23 protein-coding genes, 7 tRNA genes and 1 riboswitch are annotated in these 18,686 nt (G+C 42.3%); of the genes, 9 read left to right on the top strand and 21 right to left on the bottom strand.

Annotated features, from left to right (window positions below; all coding sequences use genetic code 11):
• Positions 1-11 precede the first annotated feature (11 nt).
• Positions 12-108, bottom strand: a riboswitch (glycine riboswitch).
• 193 nt (positions 109-301) lie between these two features.
• Both BLT29_RS01220 and BLT29_RS01215 read left to right on the top strand, forming a co-directional pair.
• Complete coding sequence (locus BLT29_RS01220) at positions 302-1,975, top strand: DEAD/DEAH box helicase (protein ID WP_090774472.1); 1,674 nt, start codon at positions 302-304, stop codon at positions 1,973-1,975.
• Positions 1,962-2,759 carry a YqhG family protein gene (locus BLT29_RS01215; RefSeq protein ID WP_090774471.1) on the top strand — a complete coding sequence of 266 codons (798 nt, stop codon included), beginning with the start codon at positions 1,962-1,964 and terminating at the stop codon, positions 2,757-2,759. Before BLT29_RS01220 ends, BLT29_RS01215 begins: the two co-directional genes overlap by 14 nt.
• Positions 2,760-2,823: 64 nt before the next feature.
• Here the strand turns inward: BLT29_RS01215 and BLT29_RS01210 are convergent, their stop codons facing one another.
• Positions 2,824-2,985, bottom strand: a complete 162-nt coding sequence (locus BLT29_RS01210) for a DUF2759 family protein (RefSeq protein WP_090774587.1) — start codon at positions 2,983-2,985, stop codon at positions 2,824-2,826.
• A 176-nt stretch (positions 2,986-3,161) separates the two neighbouring features.
• Between BLT29_RS01210 and BLT29_RS01205 the strand changes: the two genes are divergently transcribed.
• Positions 3,162-3,797, top strand: coding sequence for an MBL fold metallo-hydrolase (locus BLT29_RS01205; RefSeq protein WP_090774470.1), 636 nt, complete (start codon positions 3,162-3,164; stop codon positions 3,795-3,797).
• A gap of 86 nt (positions 3,798-3,883) precedes the next feature.
• Here BLT29_RS01205 and BLT29_RS01200 read toward each other — a convergent pair whose 3' ends face one another.
• The 7 genes from BLT29_RS01200 to comGC form a co-directional block, all read right to left on the bottom strand.
• Complete coding sequence (locus BLT29_RS01200; protein ID WP_090774469.1) at positions 3,884-4,123, bottom strand: DUF2626 domain-containing protein; 240 nt, start codon at positions 4,121-4,123, stop codon at positions 3,884-3,886.
• 97 nt (positions 4,124-4,220) lie between these two features.
• Entirely contained in the window at positions 4,221-4,406 is a 186-nt protein-coding gene (locus tag BLT29_RS01195) for a YqzE family protein (RefSeq protein ID WP_090774468.1), read from the bottom strand.
• Positions 4,407-4,447: 41 nt separating this feature from the next.
• Positions 4,448-4,801 (bottom strand): hypothetical protein, encoded by a 354-nt coding sequence (locus BLT29_RS01190; protein ID WP_090774467.1) that lies wholly within the window; start codon positions 4,799-4,801, stop codon positions 4,448-4,450.
• The gene (locus BLT29_RS01185) at positions 4,788-5,234 is read right to left on the bottom strand and encodes a prepilin-type N-terminal cleavage/methylation domain-containing protein (RefSeq protein ID WP_090774466.1); all 447 of its coding nucleotides are present in this window, start codon (positions 5,232-5,234) and stop codon (positions 4,788-4,790) included. The genes BLT29_RS01190 and BLT29_RS01185 overlap by 14 nt, the downstream gene beginning before the upstream one ends.
• A complete protein-coding gene (locus tag BLT29_RS01180; protein ID WP_141769826.1) occupies positions 5,218-5,514 on the bottom strand; it encodes a hypothetical protein in 297 nt (98 codons plus the stop codon). The genes BLT29_RS01185 and BLT29_RS01180 overlap by 17 nt, the downstream gene beginning before the upstream one ends.
• Positions 5,492-5,932 (bottom strand): competence type IV pilus minor pilin ComGD, encoded by a 441-nt coding sequence (comGD, locus tag BLT29_RS01175; protein ID WP_090774464.1) that lies wholly within the window; start codon positions 5,930-5,932, stop codon positions 5,492-5,494. The genes BLT29_RS01180 and comGD overlap by 23 nt, the downstream gene beginning before the upstream one ends.
• Positions 5,913-6,221 carry a competence type IV pilus major pilin ComGC gene (gene comGC / locus BLT29_RS01170; protein WP_090774463.1) on the bottom strand — a complete coding sequence of 103 codons (309 nt, stop codon included), beginning with the start codon at positions 6,219-6,221 and terminating at the stop codon, positions 5,913-5,915. The genes comGD and comGC overlap by 20 nt, the downstream gene beginning before the upstream one ends.
• 231 nt (positions 6,222-6,452) lie before the next feature.
• Here comGC and yidD point away from each other — a divergent pair, with 231 nt between their 5' ends.
• Positions 6,453-6,686, top strand: coding sequence for a membrane protein insertion efficiency factor YidD (gene yidD, locus BLT29_RS01165; RefSeq protein WP_090774462.1), 234 nt, complete (start codon positions 6,453-6,455; stop codon positions 6,684-6,686).
• Between the two features lie 24 nt (positions 6,687-6,710).
• Here yidD and BLT29_RS01160 read toward each other — a convergent pair.
• From BLT29_RS01160 to comGA, 9 genes are all read right to left on the bottom strand, one after another.
• Positions 6,711-6,784: transfer RNA gene (locus BLT29_RS01160), tRNA-Ile, on the bottom strand.
• Positions 6,785-6,817: 33 nt separating this feature from the next.
• A tRNA-Gly gene (locus BLT29_RS01155) sits at positions 6,818-6,891 on the bottom strand.
• A gap of 31 nt (positions 6,892-6,922) precedes the next feature.
• Positions 6,923-6,994: transfer RNA gene (locus tag BLT29_RS01150), tRNA-Gly, on the bottom strand.
• Between the two features lie 5 nt (positions 6,995-6,999).
• Positions 7,000-7,074 (bottom strand) — tRNA-Gln (locus BLT29_RS01145).
• Positions 7,075-7,084: 10 nt separating this feature from the next.
• Positions 7,085-7,161, bottom strand: a tRNA-Met gene (locus BLT29_RS01140).
• Between the two features lie 21 nt (positions 7,162-7,182).
• Positions 7,183-7,275: transfer RNA gene (locus tag BLT29_RS01135), tRNA-Ser, on the bottom strand.
• Between the two features lie 21 nt (positions 7,276-7,296).
• A tRNA-Ala gene (locus tag BLT29_RS01130) sits at positions 7,297-7,372 on the bottom strand.
• A gap of 146 nt (positions 7,373-7,518) precedes the next feature.
• A complete protein-coding gene (gene comGB / locus BLT29_RS01125) occupies positions 7,519-8,556 on the bottom strand; it encodes a competence type IV pilus assembly protein ComGB (RefSeq protein ID WP_090774461.1) in 1,038 nt (345 codons plus the stop codon).
• Positions 8,553-9,566 carry a competence type IV pilus ATPase ComGA gene (gene comGA, locus BLT29_RS01120; protein ID WP_090774460.1) on the bottom strand — a complete coding sequence of 338 codons (1,014 nt, stop codon included), beginning with the start codon at positions 9,564-9,566 and terminating at the stop codon, positions 8,553-8,555. Before comGA ends, comGB begins: the two co-directional genes overlap by 4 nt.
• 134 nt (positions 9,567-9,700) lie before the next feature.
• Between comGA and BLT29_RS01115 the strand changes: the two genes are divergently transcribed.
• The 3 genes from BLT29_RS01115 (at position 9,701) to BLT29_RS01105 (ending at position 13,496) form a co-directional block, all read left to right on the top strand.
• Positions 9,701-12,010 carry an ATP-dependent helicase gene (locus BLT29_RS01115; RefSeq protein ID WP_245700974.1) on the top strand — a complete coding sequence of 770 codons (2,310 nt, stop codon included), beginning with the start codon at positions 9,701-9,703 and terminating at the stop codon, positions 12,008-12,010.
• A gap of 77 nt (positions 12,011-12,087) precedes the next feature.
• On the top strand, positions 12,088-12,429 hold the full coding sequence (locus BLT29_RS01110) for a DUF1360 domain-containing protein (protein WP_245700972.1): 342 nt from the start codon (positions 12,088-12,090) through the stop codon (positions 12,427-12,429).
• On the top strand, positions 12,423-13,496 hold the full coding sequence (locus BLT29_RS01105; protein WP_090774458.1) for a glycosyltransferase: 1,074 nt from the start codon (positions 12,423-12,425) through the stop codon (positions 13,494-13,496). Before BLT29_RS01110 ends, BLT29_RS01105 begins: the two co-directional genes overlap by 7 nt.
• On the opposite strand, the gene BLT29_RS01100 is transcribed toward BLT29_RS01105, so the two are convergent.
• The 3 genes from BLT29_RS01100 to BLT29_RS01090 form a co-directional block, all read right to left on the bottom strand.
• Positions 13,489-14,340: a CgeB family protein gene (locus BLT29_RS01100; protein ID WP_176763729.1), complete on the bottom strand. Its 852-nt coding sequence runs from the start codon at positions 14,338-14,340 to the stop codon at positions 13,489-13,491. The genes BLT29_RS01105 and BLT29_RS01100 overlap by 8 nt on opposite strands.
• A gap of 89 nt (positions 14,341-14,429) precedes the next feature.
• On the bottom strand, positions 14,430-15,140 hold the full coding sequence (locus BLT29_RS01095) for a hypothetical protein (RefSeq protein WP_090774456.1): 711 nt from the start codon (positions 15,138-15,140) through the stop codon (positions 14,430-14,432).
• Positions 15,141-15,239: 99 nt separating this feature from the next.
• Positions 15,240-15,947 carry a BMQ_0737 family morphogenetic spore coat protein gene (locus BLT29_RS01090; protein ID WP_090774455.1) on the bottom strand — a complete coding sequence of 236 codons (708 nt, stop codon included), beginning with the start codon at positions 15,945-15,947 and terminating at the stop codon, positions 15,240-15,242.
• A gap of 468 nt (positions 15,948-16,415) precedes the next feature.
• On the opposite strand from BLT29_RS01090, the gene BLT29_RS01085 reads away from it, so the two are divergent.
• Positions 16,416-17,672: a nucleotide sugar dehydrogenase gene (locus BLT29_RS01085; protein ID WP_090774454.1), complete on the top strand. Its 1,257-nt coding sequence runs from the start codon at positions 16,416-16,418 to the stop codon at positions 17,670-17,672.
• A 59-nt stretch (positions 17,673-17,731) separates the two neighbouring features.
• On the opposite strand, the gene BLT29_RS01080 is transcribed toward BLT29_RS01085, so the two are convergent.
• Positions 17,732-18,142 (bottom strand): hypothetical protein, encoded by a 411-nt coding sequence (locus tag BLT29_RS01080; RefSeq protein WP_090774453.1) that lies wholly within the window; start codon positions 18,140-18,142, stop codon positions 17,732-17,734.
• Positions 18,143-18,304: 162 nt separating this feature from the next.
• Between BLT29_RS01080 and BLT29_RS01075 the strand changes: the two genes are divergently transcribed.
• Positions 18,305-18,637 (top strand): alpha-helical endospore appendage domain-containing protein, encoded by a 333-nt coding sequence (locus BLT29_RS01075; protein ID WP_090774452.1) that lies wholly within the window; start codon positions 18,305-18,307, stop codon positions 18,635-18,637.
• Positions 18,638-18,686: the final 49 nt, after the last annotated feature.

The raw sequence follows: 18,686 nt of genomic DNA, 5'->3' as shown, positions 1-18,686 counted from the left end.
CTCCAGAGGTGCGTCCGGTAAAAGTCTGCTTTGCCTGAGAGATTCGCGATTGTGCTTGCTCCTTCGGCGCTGCGCACAAAAATGCGCAGTCTCTCCCTTTACCATCATCCGCCAATATATGATTGTTGATCGAAAAACACATGTGGTCAGAAGTCTCAGGATAAACAAGCCTACTTTCGTCCATACTAACAAAAGTTATGGACTTCTGATACTTCTTATCCTATCAATGGTTCTCTCTTTGTGCAACATCTTTTTTATAAATCAATTAACCGTCCTCTACATAAGAAAGGAGCGAGACACTTTGCACGTAAATATTCATTTTGATGACAGTTGGCAAACCACCTTTTTAGAACGATTAACACACGATGGACCGTGGGCGCAGCTGGACGCATTTAAATTAGCTTATGAAGCCGTAAAGCACGAACAAATTCCTGATTTTCATGGGCTCGTCGCACCAAATCATTTGCCCGATCTTAAGCCATATGAACATCAATTGGAAGCAGCGCAAACCGTCATTGAAAGAATGAACGGAAAAGCCATTCTTGCAGATGAAGTTGGGCTTGGGAAAACAATTGAGGCAGGGCTCATTTTAAAAGAATACATGATTCGTGGTCTCGTGAAAAAAGCGCTTATTCTCGTACCCGCATCGCTTGTTTCTCAATGGACATACGAACTAAACAGCAAATTCCACATCCCAGCCATACCACAAAAAAAGTCGTATGTATGGGAGAAGTGTGACATCGTTGTCGCTTCTATTGATACAGCGAAGCGTGCCCCTCACCGTGAGATTGTGTTGCAGCAACCGTACGACATGGTCATTATTGATGAGGCACACAAGCTGAAAAACGCCAAAACAAAAAACTATGCGTTTATCCAGCTATTGAAAAAGAAATTTTGTATTTTACTCACTGCTACACCGGTGCAAAATAAATTGGAGGAGATTTTTAATCTCGTTTCACTCCTGAAGCCGGGTTATTTAGGCGATGCAACATCGTTTGCACACCAGTTCCGCTCCGCCAAGCGATCTGCCAAAAACGACGAACAACTAAGGATGCTCCTCCAAAAAGTAATGGTGCGCAACCGCAGAGAAGAAACAGGAATAGAATGGACAAAACGGGTCGTAAAAACCGTGCCGATTACTTTTAGTGACAATGAACAACGATACTACGAAAAACTAGACGCAGCGCAAGGTCGGATCAATCCTTTTACGTTACTCACGTTAAAGCGCGAACTCTGCTCAAGCCGTGAAGCTGTGCTCATGACGCTAAAAAACACATTTGAAAAAACAGAACAAGAAGGCGGCGACCCACGTTTCATTGCTGAATTGCTCAATGAAGTCATCACCGTTACTGGACATGCCAAAGCAGAAAAGGCGCTTGAAATTATTCAGCAAATCAATGATAAAGTCGTCATATTCACGGAATACCGTGCCACCCAAATGTATTTACAATGGTTTCTCAAACAACACGGGATTACGTCTGTTCCGTTCCGCGGCGGCTTTAAACGAGGCAAAAAAGATTGGATGCGACAGCTCTTTGAAAACCACGCCCAAGTGCTGATTGCCACCGAAGCTGGGGGAGAAGGCATTAATCTCCAATTTTGTCACCATGTCATTAACTATGACTTGCCTTGGAATCCGATGCGGATCGAACAACGCATTGGTCGGCTCCATCGTTTAGGACAAGAACAAGATGTCCACATTTACAACTTTGCCGTCCAAAACACTGTTGAACAACATATTTTGTCGCTTCTTTATGAAAAGATCAATCTATTTGAAGCAGTCATTGGACAACTAGACGATATTTTGGCGCGGATTGATTTACCAGACATCGAGGAACACGTACAATCTATTGTATCAAACGCCACATCTGAAGGAGAAATCCGTCTAAAGTTTGCCCACTTAGCGGCTGTCATGAATGACGCACAACGTGATGCCAACGACGAAAAAGGAGACGAGAACAATGAAACAGCCTGAAGTACACCAATATTTACGGCGCTACTTTACTGTCAATGACAGCCCTATCTTAACAGAAAGTGACGCCCATTTAGAGGTACAATTGTCGATTGAATTAGACAAGGCGCTCATGAATCGTCCTTTCTACTGGCACTACCTTGAAAAAACAGGTGGCGTACCTAATCCAATGACACTTACCGTCGTCACCGATCAGGCACGATGCGCGGACGATATGAAAGGAGAAGCGGTGCATTTCGGTTCTCCTCGCCTTAGACAAATCTTTGAATCGAGTAAGTCACTCGGCGCGTTCATCCGCTTATATGAACAAACACCACCACAAGGGCAACAGGCTCAGCCACTCCACCCTTGGCTCTGTCTCAATGCCCAAATTTCGTTTCAATGTGACCGAAAAAAAGACATTTTACTGTCACTCGGTCTCAACCTGGTTCATGGGCAGATTGTCCCTGATTTTTATGATAAAGCAATGTCAAAAACACTCACACCGAAAATCCCTGACTACTGTTTCACCCTTTCTCCGCTCATTCGCGTTGAGAGTGGCATTAACAGGATCAAACAAATGATCCGCACATTTGCAGAAAACGAGCCCAACGACTGGGCCGTGGCTGCGAAAAAGCGTTGGGATGACGACTTAGACTTACTCGAATCATTTTACCGGGACTACGATGAAAAACCAGAAAGTTACCTCGCTGAAAAAGAAGCGTTAAAAGAACAATATGAGCCAAATATTCGTGTATCCTTCATTAACGGCGGGCTACTCTACTTAAAGCAACAAGTGTTTTCCTAATATCAACACGAAAAAACCAACCATAGCATTTAAGCGCGATGGTTGGTTTTCACTTTATTTTTAGCTAGAAAATGTAACTCATAATTGTTGCAATCGAAAAGAAGCCAAATACAAGCACTGCTACACCACTGAAACCAAATGCAAAGAAATTTTTCTTTTTCAAACTAGAAATCCCACCAATTGCTGATAAGATCGCTACGACCAAAAACATTATTGCTAAAACCATTGCTTTCACCCTCCATTTATACAAAATCAATTTATGTAAAAAACGCTCTGTGGCTTTTTCATGTAACGCACTTTTATTTTTTGCGAGTCGGCTCATTTGCATCGTATATCACTGCACGATATGATAAGTTTGTCCTAGATAAACCTCTGTAAACTTTTTAAAGGAGCTGACAACAAATGTTTAAACAAATCCCTTTAGGGCCATTACAAACAAATGCTTATGTGCTTTATAACGATCAGAAGGAAGCCGTTATTTTTGACCCCGGTGGTGATGGTCCAGCACTGATTTCTTGGCTTAAACAACAGCAATTAAAGCCGCTAGCTATTTTACTTACCCATGCCCATTTTGATCACATTGGTGCGGTAGATGACGTGAGAGACGCTTTTGATTGTCCAGTATATATTCACCAAAAAGAAGCGAATTGGCTGGAAAATCCTACTCTTAACGGCTCTGCCTTTTTTCCTGGTGAAAATGTAACAGCGAAGCAGGCAAACATCTTATTGGGGAACGAGAAAAAACTTGATATTGGTCCATTTACTTTTACGTTACGCTACACACCAGGGCATTCACCCGGCAGCACTTCTTATTACTACAAACCAGAATCTGTTGTTTTCTCTGGTGATGCGTTATTCCAACAAGGCATCGGACGCACTGATTTACCCGGTGGTAACCACACACAACTGCTAGAAAGCATTCACAACCAGCTACTCACTTGTCCTGAAGAAACGGTTGTCGCCTCAGGGCATGGCGCGCTTACAACCATCGGCGCTGAAATGGCAAACAATCCCTTTTTACACGGATTCCCCTCTTAAAACCGTTCGCTTTTGAGCAAGTCGGCAGTTCAGCTAAGAAACATCACGCCGCTGAAACTGCCGACGATATGCCCTATGTATCGGTTTTAATGAAAGCCTGGCACGTATAAAAAGATTGAGTAGTACGTGAACCCAACAAAAAACAACGTACAATACCCTGCAAAAATATACATATATACGCGTTCGGACAATTTCAAGTAACTAAGCCCTAGCAAGATGACTGTCTGTGCAAAAAACAATAGCGACATCGTTTCCATATGCCCAATAAAAAAGAGCACTGAAAAGATTCCTGTCCAGAACGCTAACACACGAAACATGCGATCCATCTTCTTCCTCCCTTTCACAAAACATTCTCTCCACCATTATATACGATGAATGTGTGCCTTGTAAATGCTTTCTCCCACACATACAAAGCACTTTTATTTATTCGGACTGTCTCCGTCTTTTGAACATCGAAAACGCCATTGGCAGCACACCAAACGCCCATGTAGAAAGAGGCTCTCGTTGAGCCTTCTTTTCAGCACGTGCTTTCTTCCGCACTTCTTGCGGTTCTTCAATCTTTTTTACCATCTCTTCTGTCGCAAATTTAAGTAAATCTTGGAATTTCATCTCTTCCACCTCATCATTAGCCTACCCTCCTATTGGCATATTTAATCTTTACCTTCTCCTTGACGGTATCGCAGCAGTTTCCCGCCTTCATCAACGACAGCAGTTGCAACACGTTTTGCGCCGTTTTGTAATTGGGCACTAATAAGAATCTCGTCATCTGCAAATTCATAATAAACTTCACCATGTGAAACGATAAGCGGAGACATGTTCTCTTCTTCTAATGCAAACGAAAGCCCAAGTTGTAACAAATTATCCAACATAAGTTGATCGCTTTGGTGCGCAACAAAGGTGGACTTCCGCTCATACGTATACAGTTGATAACTAAAAAACACGCTTACAAGTAGTAGCACACATAATGTCAGCGGAAGTACCGCTCCTTGTTCATTTTTCCACAACGTTTTTTATCACTCCTTTCATTGTCCAAACACGCCGCTCAAACACGCTGCCATTATCTAATTGCACGCGGCACACCGCGGATACCTCTTCAACTCTACAATGAAAATCTTCTACACCTTCAACCATACTGACAAACCCACGTCCATTCCGAAAACGTTGCAACACCGTTTCTCTTTGTACACGATAACTCAATGTGAAATCTGGGAATTGCAATTGCAATTCTTCTTCATGCCACACAAGCGTATCTGCCTCTTTTGCTTCCGTTGCCAAATGATTGAAAAACAATTGTGTTTCTTGAAATTGGCTAAATGAGGATGACTGTGTCATAAATAACGAAAAGAAAGCAGCGCCTAGCAGTACAACAATAGAGACCACAAATAAAGCAATGAGCTGCTCTAACAACGTAAATCCTGCTTCACTGCTCTTTAACATAGACACAATGCACCCTTTTGTGTAATGGACTTTGCTTGCAATATTTCAACACACCTGTTACTTCAGAGGCGTGCCACCCGTCTTGGTCGCTTGCCATATCATAGGCATACCGCTTCTCCTCTAAGTGAAGTAAGAGGTCTTGTTCTTGCTGTAAAGCGCGTTTGTCTTCATAAATCGTCACCAGTAACGGAAGCACAATGGTTGCAACTAAACTTAATAAGAGTAGACCGATTAACGCCTCCATTAACGCAAATCCTTCATTGTTCACGATATGCCACACGTCCTTTCCCCAGTTGAAGCGTATAGACAAATGTCTGTCCGTGGATCACCACAGTCCATGTGCCTGATTGACGGGGGTGACCATTTTCTAAAAACGCAATTTCGTTGAAGTCCATTGTTACCGCTTCCATCACTATAGGAATAGGGTAAGAAAATTGCGCAATAACCTCACCTTCACTCGTTAATGTCAGTTGCTGATCAGAGAAGGATAAGTCGATACGCGCTCCATTTGACATGGCAATATGTTGTGCTAAACGCACATCATCTCTTAGTTTGTCTGCAGCTAAGAACGCTTCTTTTGTTTTTATTGTGTTTGGAAAAAAAGAGAGAGGGATGAGCAAAACGAGTGACAAAATGAGGAGGGAAATCAGCAACTCTACTAACGTAAAACCATCTTCATTACGGAGAAATAACAACATTACGACCGTCTAACAAAAGCGTTTTGCCATTCGGACAGGTGACAGTATCTACATATCCTTCATCGACAAGCGCTTGTAAGTTTGTTGGGAGCGTACCATGCTCGATTTCATAAGCAGCAACTTGTGTTTGCAATAATTTCTGTGTCGCTTGGCAACCTTGCTCACCGGCAACATCGGTATTTTTGGATAAGTTTGGCAGGGCAATGAGGAGTAATAAGGAAATGATCATCAACACAACGAGCATCTCTACTAACGTAAAGCCACGCTCGTCTTTACATATACGCTTCAAATTTTATCACCTCGAGGAATTTTTACGGGGATGAAACAGAGGAAAACACGCAACCCACCTTTCTAGAAAATACGGGATCATACGACCCGTTACTATACAATTAGACACCGCTCTTTATTTTCCTGCTTCTTTTTTTATTTTTTTGCGCATCCGTCGCTTCCCACTTAAGTCTCTGGTATACTAATCACACACTCATTTTTTCCGGATCGTTTGCCCAGAAAGGGGCTTTGCATGCGCACACTCATGATTAAACTCATTCGCTTATATCAACGATGCATCTCACCACTTAAACCACCTTCATGCCGTTTCTATCCCACATGCTCTCACTACGGGATCGAAGCAATTAAAATGCACGGCGCACTAAAAGGTGGTTATTTGACATGTAAGCGCATCTTAAAATGCCATCCTTTCCACCCCGGCGGGTTTGACCCGGTACCGCAAAAAAAAGCAAAGCATCGTCCATGATTGAACAACGCTTTGCTAAAATAATGGGCCTGAGTGGACTCGAACCACCGACCTCACGCTTATCAGGCGTGCGCTCTAACCAGCTGAGCTACAGGCCCTTATGTAGGCATAAAAAAAGACCTTGCTTTAATTGGAGCGGGTGATGGGAATCGAACCCACGACATCAGCTTGGAAGGCTGAGGTTTTACCACTAAACTACACCCGCGCTTTGGAGCACTTCTGTCATAAAATAAATAAGCGGAAGACGAGATTCGAACTCGCGACCCCCACCTTGGCAAGGTGGTGTTCTACCACTGAACTACTCCCGCAAATATGGCTGGGCCACCTGGATTCGAACCAGGGCGTGACGGAATCAAAATCCGTTGCCTTACCGCTTGGCTATGGCCCAATTATAAGTTTGGTTGCGGGGGGCGGATTTGAACCACCGACCTTCGGGTTATGAGCCCGACGAGCTACCAGACTGCTCCACCCCGCGTCGAAAAAATATCATTTTAAATGGCGGAGGAAGAGGGATTCGAACCCCCGCGCGGTTTAACCCGCCTGTCGGTTTTCAAGACCGATCCCTTCAGCCAGACTTGGGTATTCCTCCATTAAACATTTAAAAATAACATGGTGGAGCCTAGCGGGATCGAACCGCTGACCTCCTGCGTGCAAAGCAGGCGCTCTCCCAGCTGAGCTAAGGCCCCAAATGATTTTGTATGTATGCCGCATTCCGTTAAGTAACAGCGACAATTAATAATATATCACACGTTGTGAGCGTACGCAAGGGCTTTTTGAAAAAAATATTTGGCGCATTCAAAAAGCCCGCTTGCGTAAAGTGGAAAAGTCTTCCTCATTCAATCGCACCAATCATTTCAAACATCGGCAACATCACAACAAGAAACAATGTAAACACAAAACCACCAATGAATATGAGCAATAATGGTTGTAACCACGTTGCACCCTTTTGCATGCGATCATCCATTTCCTCATACAACCAGTCACTATAATGTTGCAAGTCACGCGCAACAGAACCTGTTCTCGTCCCATTCTCAACGACAAGTGCCAACTCATTCATAAAACAATCCCGTTCAAAAATAATTGCCTCGATGGCCTCGCCTTGCGCTAATCGCTCTCTGATGTACGTCGCTTCTTCTCGTAAAAACTGGAGTTGACGTTGTCCTTCAAACAATTGTAACGCATCTTTTATCGTCATGCCAGCTTGTAACAAGCGTCCCATTTGTAAAGCAAAGTAATACGTGATGACTCTTTGTAAAATTGGACGCAAGCTTTTTCTTTTTAACAGGAAAGACATCTGATCGTGAGGAGAACGCTTTTTAAAATGTAGAAAAAAACAAAGCACCACAACGCCAACAACAAGCACAAAACAAAGCAATGCAACTGGGAGATACCGCATAAATGCGAAGAATAATTGGGTCATCATAGGTGGGTCCGTATTCATTGTCGCAAACAAAGAGGAAAAGTGCGGCACAATTAACTGGTTTAAAACGAGGATGACGAGCACTGTGCCCCAAACAAGCAGTAGTGGGTAACGCAACAACTTTTGTAATTGTTTTGTTGTTTGTTGTCTTTTTAACGCCAACTGCGACGTTTTGAGCAGCCCTTCATCAAGGGTTCCTTGTTGTTCATAGAAGTAAATAAACGACCAAATTTCTTTTGGTAACGCCAGCACTTCAACACTATCATGAAAGGACTGCCCATCTTGAAGTCCCGCTCGAATTGTGGCAATACACGCTTTTAGGCGCGCGGAACTGTGCACAACAAGAAAGGCAAGCGCTGCATCCATCGCATATCCTTGTGATAGTAACCGTCCTAATCGCTCTAAAAATCGAATCGTCTCAAGCATATCTTTCTCTCGCCTTCTCCTCACCTACCTCCCTCCTTTTTTCCGCACAAACTTTGCAACGTCGCATCATCAATTGTACCAATACTCCAAGCCCGCCGCGCTGCATGAGGGATGGTTACCGTCGTATTTGTTGCCTGACTTATGTCCTCTTCTATACATGTCAACCATTCATATAATGCCATTCGTCTGTCCCCATCTTTTAGGGGCACAAGTTTTTGATGGATAATTGCTCGTATTGCTTCCATCCAATCGCACTGGGCAATTTCAAATTGTTCGAGCCTGTGGCGCGCCATACGTGCGCTCCCGGTGTGCAACGTCGCCAACACTAAATGTCCTGTTAAGGCTGCTCGAAAAGCAAGCTGGGCCGTCGTTTGGTCACGTATCTCACCAATTACAATGATATCAGGGTCGTGACGCAATACTGCCTTTAATGCCGAAGAAAACGTAATCCCCGCCCGTTCATTCGTCTCTACTTGCACAATACCATCAATTTCATGCTCAACCGGATCTTCAATTGACACAATTGCCCGCTGTTTTTGGGCAAGCAATGCTTTGATGCACGCATACAACGTTGTCGTCTTACCAGAGCCGGTGGCGCCAGTAAAGAGTAATAAACCACTTTCATATGTTAGGAAACTTTTTAGTCGTTTGCTATGGGATTTTAATACTGGAAGTTGATCTAAAGTGTACGAAGCAAATCTGGGGGTGAGCCGAATCGCTAAACTTTCGGCTTTTTTCGCTGGTAAGGTGGAAAGGCGTAAATGGTATGTTTGCTGTTCGTGCGTAAATGTCATCGACGTGCTTTGTGGTTTTCGTCGTTCTCCAATGTCCATTCCGGCGGTATACTTGAAGTGGCTAAGCAATCGCACTGCTTCCATCCAAGGCAAAATGGTTTTATCGTTCATCTGCCCATGAATCCGGTAAGCAATCCGGTAGCCATCTTCTTGCGGGGTAAAGTGAATATCGCTCGCCTGTCTATTTATCGCTTCCTTTATTAACGCCTGACTGGCGCTAAAAACGTCATCCATCTCCATTCATCACTCCTCTCATTACAGTACTATTTCGCGCATGTCATCTATGTTTCCTGCTTTTTTGACACATTTTATTGTGCTTTCCCGGCACAGTTTGATACGATACTTATTACATAACCATTTGAGGAGGTCACATCGTGCAACATGATGCGATAAAAACAGCTCTCTATAAAAATCAACCGGTCTCCTTTTCTACATATCCGCGTGAAAAGTGGCACGCACTATATTTAGCGAGTAAAAAAGATGCGGTTTCCTGCTTGCATTGCGGGGCTCCACTCGACATGCGTTTTCCAATTCATGAAGCGCCAACGTTTGTCCATCCTGACTCAGATATGAGATGTGCTGAGGAAATAGCCGCTTATGAACGCATACAAGCGGCAAAAGAGGAAACTGCGGCGACAACAATCGGATCTTTTTCCCTGCCACAACGCCGAGCAATCTTAACTAACCCTACTCCTTCAAAATGGCGGGCGCCAACAGCCATGACAAAAATGTCAGACTTTAGGCCACCAATCACTGAACAATCTGTTGCTAGCCATCGTTACCGCAATATACTCGCTGAAAAAAATATTATTGTCGATAACAATCAATGGAGAGCGATTCAACATGTCCACGGCCCTTTGTGTCTACTAGCAGGTGCAGGTAGCGGGAAAACCCGCGTATTAACCAGTCGAGCAGCTTACATGATCGCATGTGCAGACATTTCGCCAAAAGAAATGGTGCTCATCACCTTTACTGCCAAAGCAGCGCAAGAAATGCGCGTCCGCATGCGCACATACCCAGGAGTTGATCCAAAAAGTGTGCAGACACTTGTCATTCGTACCTTTCATAGCTTATTTTATACGATGTTACAACATGCAGCGCCCAATCAGTGGCAGCCAGCAAAGTTGTTACAACCAGAATGGCAAAGGGTGCAACTTTTAAAAGAAGTTGGAAACGAACTCGGATTAACAGACGACTCGTTTGCTTTTGACCAAGCACTTACGCAAATTAGCTACTGGAAAAACCATCTGCTTGCCCCAAATGAAGTGGAACCGTCAGACATATTTGAAGAACGTTGCCGCCACCTTTACGAACGCTACGAACAGACACGCATCACTGCGCAACGATTTGACTTTGATGACATGTTAATTGGTTGTTTGCACTTACTCCAAGATAATGAGTCGCTTTTGCAACGTTACCAACAACGATTTGCTTATATTGCAATAGATGAATTCCAAGACATTAATAAAATCCAGTTTGACATCATTCAATTACTCGCTCAACCTACCCACAACTTATGTGTGGTCGGTGATGACGATCAATCCATCTATGCCTTTCGCGGAAGTGACCCAAATTATATCCAATCCTTCCAAGATATCTATCAAGAAGCAACAACCATTTATTTAACAGAAAACTACCGGTCCTCACACCCCATTATTTCTTGCGCAAATGAAGTCATTGCTAAAAATAGACGTCGAACTAAAAAAACGTTAACGGCCCAGTATACAACGGACATATCTCCACACTTGTTTTATCCTTACAATGAAGAAGAGGAAGCAACAATGATTACGGAAGACATCCAGCAAACACTAAATGACGGTGTGTCACCATTGGAGATTGCAATCATTTACCGGACCAATGTCGCTGCCCGCGCAATCATTGAACGGCTTATGAGTACCGGTATTCCTTTTACAATTGAACAAGACTTTTTCAGTTTTTATGAAAGAAACATGGTCCGTTGCGCCCTCGCCTTTTTACGTATCGGGCAAGATGAAGAAAACATCACTGTACTAAGTGATCTTTTACAAGCATTATTCTTGAAACGTACAACCATCTCAGACATCCATTTATTGCAAACAACACATCAGTGCAGTTCACTCGAAGCGCTCTCATTTTTAGAGAACTTGCCTACCTTCCAGCAAAAAAGGCTGCAAACACTGCCCGAACAATGTCGTTCTCTTCAAGCACTTACACCAACCGCAGCGCTCAACAAAGTTGAACATACACTTGGCTTTAAAGACACATTAAAAAAACAAGGGCATGAGGGACATAAAATGGATAAAGGAAGCGATGATTTTCGTCAACTCCAAGTGATCGCCGCCCAATTTGATACAGTACCCGAATTTTTAAGCTATATCGAGCAAATGACCTCGATGCACCGAGAGAAACAACAACTAAACACCCATATAGATGGTGTTCATTTACTCACCATCCATCGCGCAAAAGGGCTTGAGTTTGACCATGTCTATATCCTTGGGGCTGTAGAAAACAGCCTTCCGCACGAATATGCATTAGATGCTTTACGAGGCAGAGATGAAGCACCATTAGAAGAAGAACGCCGTCTCATGTACGTGGCAATGACGCGAGCGAAAACACACCTTACGATTTCTGTGCCAACATACTATCGCACAAAACGTGTATACCCTTCACGTTTTTTGCGCACTTTTACTGGACGTAGACAATGATCGTTTGTTCATATTTCATTTGTGGACCGTTATATATGCTTGCCCCCCTTCATAATATGAAACGAGGGGGGATAAGCATGCTTGGTGGATTTGAATGGTTACTACTTGCTTTAGCGGTTGGAAGATTTACACGTCTCATGGTGGAAGACGAAATCACCGCACCAATTCGGGAACAGTTTTTAACGTGGAAGGAAGAAGAAGAGGAAGGAGAAACTGTCCTCTATCCACACCCTAAAGGAACTGGGATACAATATTGGATTGGTGCTTTACTTGCTTGTTACTGGTGTTCAAGCATTTGGGCAGCAATTTTCTTATATTTTGGATTTGTGCTGTTCCCAACCATCTTCATTCCCATCATCATCATCTTAAGCGCCGCATGGGTTGCAGCAATCATTGAAACGGGGTTGCGTAAATGGTGACCAGTTATACGTTTGTCATCCATCATAATGGAGGTGGCGGCATTGCCCAATCTATGCGTGCAATGTCGTCTCCTATGATTTTTTGCTATAAACGTGGTGCACAATACATTTTCACCAACCCAACAGGAAAAAAAGAGTACTTGCCCACTATGAAGCGGGTTGCACAAAAGCTGCAGAGATTCCCAATTAAAGGTATTGTTATCCGACATTTGGCCAATATTCCACTCCAAGACTGCCTATGGCTTGTCCAGCAAATCAAATCGCCGCTAACAATTTACTTACATGACTTCTTTGCAATTTGTCCACGTCTCTTTTTCGTGCGAAAGAATGGTGACTATTGTCATATTCCCACGAGTAGCAGCACCTGCGATGCGTGTATACATCCTGATAAAATAAAACAGATGAAAATGATGTTACGTCCTCACACCCCTTCTATCACGAAATGGCGCAACACTTTTTATACTTTATTTAAAAAGGCTACACGAATCATTGCGCCAAGCCACACCGTCAAACAAATTTATGCTTCTTTTTTTCCGGACGTCTCTATAGACGTCGTTCCTAATGTGGTTGCGCTTAAAAGACATTCCCTACCAAAAAAAACGCCACACCTACCATTACGTGTAGCGTTACTCGGTCACTTATTTCGGCATAAAGGGGAGCAACCGGTGAAAGAATTACTTACGTACTTAAAGTCTAACCCTTTGCCTGTTCAATTGTATAGTTATGGACAAGTTGCCCGTGTTTTACGAGCATCGCCTTTGCTTATTAAACGCGGAACATACACAACGGCAAATATAGAAAAAAAATTGCTCGCTGATGAGATTGACATCGTGTGTATTCCCTCTATTTGCCCAGAAGCATTTTCACACACTACCCACGAAGCACTGACACTCGGATACCCTGTCTTGTGCTTCCACCTCGGCGCGCAAGCAGAAACCGTCCTCAAAAAACAGGGAGGATGGGTCGTCAAAACGCACAATGGCAAAGGGCTTTACAAGCAATTGGACTATTTGTGCCAACATCTTGATGAAGTGTCTCTTCTGAAACAACAACTCCAGTTCAATTAACTTTTTGTAATTGAGACACAATATGAGATGCACGGTGGAAAAAGGTATGTGCGCGTCGTACTTCTTCTGCCGCTTTTTTTCTTTTCTCGTCTCTTTTCTTTTTGTTTTCGAGATAAAACCGAACTGCTTGAATACAATTTTTTGTGTCTGTAAATGTCTCAATCTCTTGTTTCGAAAAAAAGCGGGCAATGCCTGGACGATGTTCACTCAATTGAAATCCAGCACAAGCGGCAATCTCAAACGACCTATTGTTGACACTTTTTGCAAAAATCTCTCTACCTCCTTTTTCATAAGGTCTAAATGTATTTAACACCACTTTTGCCCGATGATAACAATGCGCAACATCACGAGGGTGCAACCATCGCGATCGATGTATCACTTTTTTTGGAAGCTGATCAACTCTCCATGGACCAACAACTTCAATTTGAATGCGCAGTGCTGATGCGAGTGATTTTAACAACGTGACACGTTCAGGATAAGGATGGCCGACAAAACACACATCATAAACTTGCTTTTTCTCCTGTGGATAAAACGTATCTCCATCATACCCTAACGGTAAAAATGAGACATTCCCACCGAGTTTTTGATAAAACTTCACAGCACCCTCTTCAACAGTAAAGCCACGTTTTACAACCGGCAAAACGTTAATTGATCGTTCGATATGATAAGGATCTTCTGTAAACCAGACGGCGAGTGGGGGCAAGTCACGTGCTTGTAACGCTTGCCGAAAGTCCTCCGGCAAATGATTACCTAAAAACATAAACAACCAATCCACTTGGTGGGTAGCACACAATTTCTTTAACGCTGCAACCCTCTGAACTGGACACGGTTTCTCTCCAACCACCTTCACACCTACTTGTGCAAACGCACGACAAAGCGCCTGTTCAAAATATGGATATACACGTCGATAGCCCGAGGAAATGAACAACATCTTCATACGCGTGTAAGTGTAACGACGTTCGCTGCTTGTTGTCCTGATGGTAACTCTGAACTGTAAACAAATCCATATACTTGTACCGTGTGTGATATATTTGTTTTAGTAGGGACTGTAATCTCAAAGTCAGAAAAAACAAGTTCTTTACCTGGAGAGAGCGTGTTTACTGGGGGCCTTAACCAATACTCTCCGGTTTCTTTCGCAATCTTTTCGGCATTCTCTTCTACATAGTGCCAAGCATCCATGACCCCTTCACGAGAAATTTGATAGTCCTTCTTCTTATTTGAATGATGCCTTTTAATCTTTCCCGATAAGTTGGCATCTTCAGCGTGATTAAATGACAAACAAATAATTGGCTCTGTTAAAGGAACTGATCCTTCATTTTTAATAACAAAATGTCCTTTGATTAAAAGTGATTCCTCAGGAAGAGTCGGCATAATAACTGAATACGTAAAAAAAGGATGAATCAGCGGTGTTGTTTGAATAGAGGCATGCTCCTTATTCTCACCTTCATCTATGACTGTAGAATGTTCTGTCAACTCTGCTAGTCGTTCAGTCAATTCGGCTATGGCCCTTTCTCTTTCATGTAATTTTTTTTCCACTTGCTTAAGTAGACGGTCTTGACGGACCATTTCTGAACGAAAGTGTAATAACTGCTGTTTCATCTGAATTACGGATGGATCTAACATACATTGTTCGTGCTGACTCATTGTAACAACCTCCTCATTCATTCGTGTATACATATTCTTATGTAGGACATTTGAAAATAAGAAGAACCGAGCCGTCCCCTAGAAGACGGCTCGGATTATTTAACAGTCCGATGATTGTTTCACACTTGGTTGTGGGCATTGATCACTGCCTGGAAATACAACCGGGCATTGAGGTGGGAACTTGTTATCGCGGCAAACAATGTCTGTAACTGGGAATTCATTTCGTGGTTTGCAATACGCTGCCTCTACTTCAAGTCGAACATCTGCGTATACATGGATGTCTAAGCAGAAGGAGAAAGAAATATCTAATTGTGCAAACGTATCGTCACACACAATTTCAGCGTCACATTGACCAGCAGAGATAAATGCATCAACCAATGTATCTTTTGGTGCGCATAAATAGAACGTCTGGATCGTGGCGAATTCAATCGGATCAGATGTACAAATGACATCACCTGTGCTATCCAAAATGTCAACTTCTAGCAACCCTTTTGCCAACACCTTTACTTTCTCCAAGCAAACCTCTTTGCCATTTGGCAGGCACACATTTACTTGTACCCGACATGCAGGATCGGTGACTTCCCTCGTTAATAAGGATTCTTCTAATACTCTACACCGAGTGGTGTATCCTGGAAAATCCTCAAGAAAATCACACAATGATTCCCCAGGCGTTTCATCACAAGGGAATATATCCGTCAGCTCCGGCTCCCTAAAACTAATTGTAGGTAAGTCGACTTGACGTGTGACCCAGTCAAATACTTTAGGCACGCTGATACACACGCTGTGTTTTTCCTGATCGTGACTCATGGAGGGACCTCCTTTGAATTTTTTAGCGAAAAGCTATCTCTTTCTGAACCTTGTTTCTAGGTGTTCGGACTACTGTATAGTATGACTTTCGCGCCAATATGTGCGGCATTCGCATATTTATTTTTTAAAAACGGACGAAAATAAAGATCAATGCATACATTATGGCATCAAATGAACCATTAGGGGAGAACACAATGACACATAAAAAAGCGTCTACTGATCAATATACCTTTCAATCATTTAAAAAGAACAAAAAAAAGAAAGGGGCTAAACACCAACTCAAGTGTTGCTGTCAAAAAAATAAGCGTGCAAACAAGGCTAGTGACTAGCCTTGTTATTTTAAATCCTGCTAAAAACAATTTATTTGATTCACATTTAAGTCATTCATGAATACAGTAAATTAATGTATAGACACTCGCCTAGTTTTTGGTACACCTATTAGGAGTGCGTAAAGGAGTGAATAAACCTGTGAGAAAACGTATAGCCGTTGTCGGACTAGGTTATGTCGGTTTACCATTAGCCATTTCATTATCTGAACATCACGATCAAGTACTAGGTATCGACATTGACACAAATAAAATAAAGAAATTATCTGAAAGTATTTCTTACTTATCAGATGTCTCAAACGAGGCGATCACATCGTTAAAAGGAAGAGGTTTTACTGCCACTTCTTCCTTTAAACGCGTTAAAGAAGTCGACACCATTATTTTATGTGTGCCCACGCCACTCATTATGGACCAGTCTCCTGATTTAAGCTATGTCCAAACAGCAATGAAGTCATTACTTCCTTACATTAAAAAAGGCACACTCATTGTATTAGAAAGTTCAACCTTTCCAGGAACAACTGAGGAAGTCCTCATTCCTTTGTGTGAACAGGAAAATCTTATTGTTGGAGAAGATGTATATATTGCATATTCCCCTGAGCGAATCAATCCAGGTGATTCATCTTATCTCTTTAAAACAATTCCAAAAGTCATAAGCGGTGTGACCCCTCAATGTCTTGAAGAAATTACTCAATTATACACACCTGTTTTTGATCAACTCGTCCCTGTCTCATCTCCAAGAGTCGCAGAAATGACAAAACTATTAGAAAACACACAGCGTTTTATCAATATTTCCTTCATTAATGAAATGGCACGTATTTGTCATGACCTTGATATTGATGTATGGGAAGTTTTAGATGCCGCAAAAACAAAACCCTATGGTTATAGCCACTATGAGCCTGGCCCTGGTATTGGTGGACATTGCATCCCTGTCGATCCACTTTATTTAAAGTGGAAAGCCAATCAGTCTAATATCCAAACAGACTTCATCGACTTAGCCAAAAGAATTAATGATGCGCAACCATATTACATTGCTTCTCGTGTCCAGTCGTTGTTACACAACATCAATCAAAAGGATGCTTCCGTTCTACTTGTTGGCATTTCTTACAAAAAAGATGTCAATGATTTAAGACAATCTATTGTTCCCCTTATCGCTCGCCAATTACGTTTAAAAGGAATGAGCGTCTCTTTTCATGATCCTTACATCGAACATATGACGATTGATCAAGAAACGCTTACGTCTATCCCACTAACACCTGAAACACTTGCTCGTCACACACTTGTACTCATTACCGCTGATCATTCTTGTCTTGACTACAATATGATTACCGAACATAGCAACATGTTATTTGACACACGTAACTGTCCAATTGCTTCAGAGAAACCGATAGAGCGACTGTAAAACAGTTCCCACAAAAAACCGTTGCTGTAAAATCATGCAACGGTTTTTTCCTTATTCTCTTAACGTGAACGGCTTTTTACACTATGAGAAAACCAATCCTCTTCACCTGAATGTTTTAAGTTATGCTCCTTTTTTTCTTCTAAATCTGTTTCCCTCTCTTGGTGAGAAACGAAAAAATTACTTTCGGCACTTTCTTTACGATGTAAACTTTCCTCCGGCTGGTCCTGCACAAAATGCTGACCAACAATTACTGGTTCTTCATTGATTTGTTTTTCCTCCTCGATTAATGAAATGCGTTGTTTCAATTGCTCATTTTCCTTCTTTAATTGATCAATCATATCATAGTGGTATTCATTTTTATAACGTGCCAACTCTCGTTTCAAGCGATTATTTTCTGACTGTACGTGAATCAACCGTTGCTGTAACTGTATGCCTGTCAATCGTAATGGTCGTAAAGATTCTTCACTCATTCCTTCACACCCTTTCTAAAAAACGTTCCTATTGCATATGTATGAATACAATTAGTAAAAATGACGGAATGGCATGTTGATCTATTTTTTATTATCATACAAGCAAGATAAATGAAACCGTGCATATGATTGAATAACCGCCTATAGAAAGAAGGGAATCATATGTCTCAAGCAAATATGCCCAATTTTACACCGACGATTACCATTGATCGTGATGACGTCGTAAATTTGTTGTTAGCCTCTATTGCCATGGAAGAAATGGGTCTTGCGCATATCATTAATGCCGAAGGTGAGAAAATTCAATATGTACTCGGTACACTACCAGGTATTACCGGTCCCCCTGCCACTGTAGCGCAAATTATAGAGATTAATGAGAGTGTAGAATCCATGTTAGATGCCATCTTTAAAAAAGAAATGGTTTTAGAATCTAAACTAAAAAATGTGATTAAAATATTGGATCTACCGGTGCCAACTGGTCCACTTAATGGTGGATAATACTCATAATTGTAAACTTTCTAAGACTGATACAAAAAAGACGTGCTTC

It is taken from the genome of Shouchella lonarensis (assembly GCF_900096965.1).
Taxonomy (GTDB): Bacteria; Bacillota; Bacilli; order Bacillales; family Bacillaceae_D; genus Shouchella; species Shouchella lonarensis.
Note: the sequence above shows the minus strand (reverse complement) of the source record. Positions and strands in the feature narration are given on the sequence as shown.

Coding starts and splice junctions, on each gene's coding strand:
- BLT29_RS01205 (WP_090774470.1), top strand. CDS start 3,162: ATGTTTAAACAAATCCCTTTAGGGCCATTACAAACAAATGCTTATGTG.
- comGD (WP_090774464.1), bottom strand. CDS start 5,932: ATGTTGTTATTTCTCCGTAATGAAGATGGTTTTACGTTAGTAGAGTTG.
- BLT29_RS01215 (WP_090774471.1), top strand. CDS start 1,962: ATGAAACAGCCTGAAGTACACCAATATTTACGGCGCTACTTTACTGTC.
- BLT29_RS01095 (WP_090774456.1), bottom strand. CDS start 15,140: ATGAGTCAGCACGAACAATGTATGTTAGATCCATCCGTAATTCAGATG.
- BLT29_RS01210 (WP_090774587.1), bottom strand. CDS start 2,985: ATGGTTTTAGCAATAATGTTTTTGGTCGTAGCGATCTTATCAGCAATT.
- comGA (WP_090774460.1), bottom strand. CDS start 9,566: ATGGAGATGGATGACGTTTTTAGCGCCAGTCAGGCGTTAATAAAGGAA.
- BLT29_RS01080 (WP_090774453.1), bottom strand. CDS start 18,142: ATGAGTGAAGAATCTTTACGACCATTACGATTGACAGGCATACAGTTA.
- BLT29_RS01090 (WP_090774455.1), bottom strand. CDS start 15,947: ATGAGTCACGATCAGGAAAAACACAGCGTGTGTATCAGCGTGCCTAAA.
- BLT29_RS01105 (WP_090774458.1), top strand. CDS start 12,423: ATGGTGACCAGTTATACGTTTGTCATCCATCATAATGGAGGTGGCGGC.
- BLT29_RS01200 (WP_090774469.1), bottom strand. CDS start 4,123: ATGGATCGCATGTTTCGTGTGTTAGCGTTCTGGACAGGAATCTTTTCA.
- BLT29_RS01075 (WP_090774452.1), top strand. CDS start 18,305: ATGTCTCAAGCAAATATGCCCAATTTTACACCGACGATTACCATTGAT.
- yidD (WP_090774462.1), top strand. CDS start 6,453: ATGCGCACACTCATGATTAAACTCATTCGCTTATATCAACGATGCATC.
- BLT29_RS01185 (WP_090774466.1), bottom strand. CDS start 5,234: ATGTTAAAGAGCAGTGAAGCAGGATTTACGTTGTTAGAGCAGCTCATT.
- BLT29_RS01195 (WP_090774468.1), bottom strand. CDS start 4,406: ATGAAATTCCAAGATTTACTTAAATTTGCGACAGAAGAGATGGTAAAA.
- BLT29_RS01110 (WP_245700972.1), top strand. CDS start 12,088: ATGCTTGGTGGATTTGAATGGTTACTACTTGCTTTAGCGGTTGGAAGA.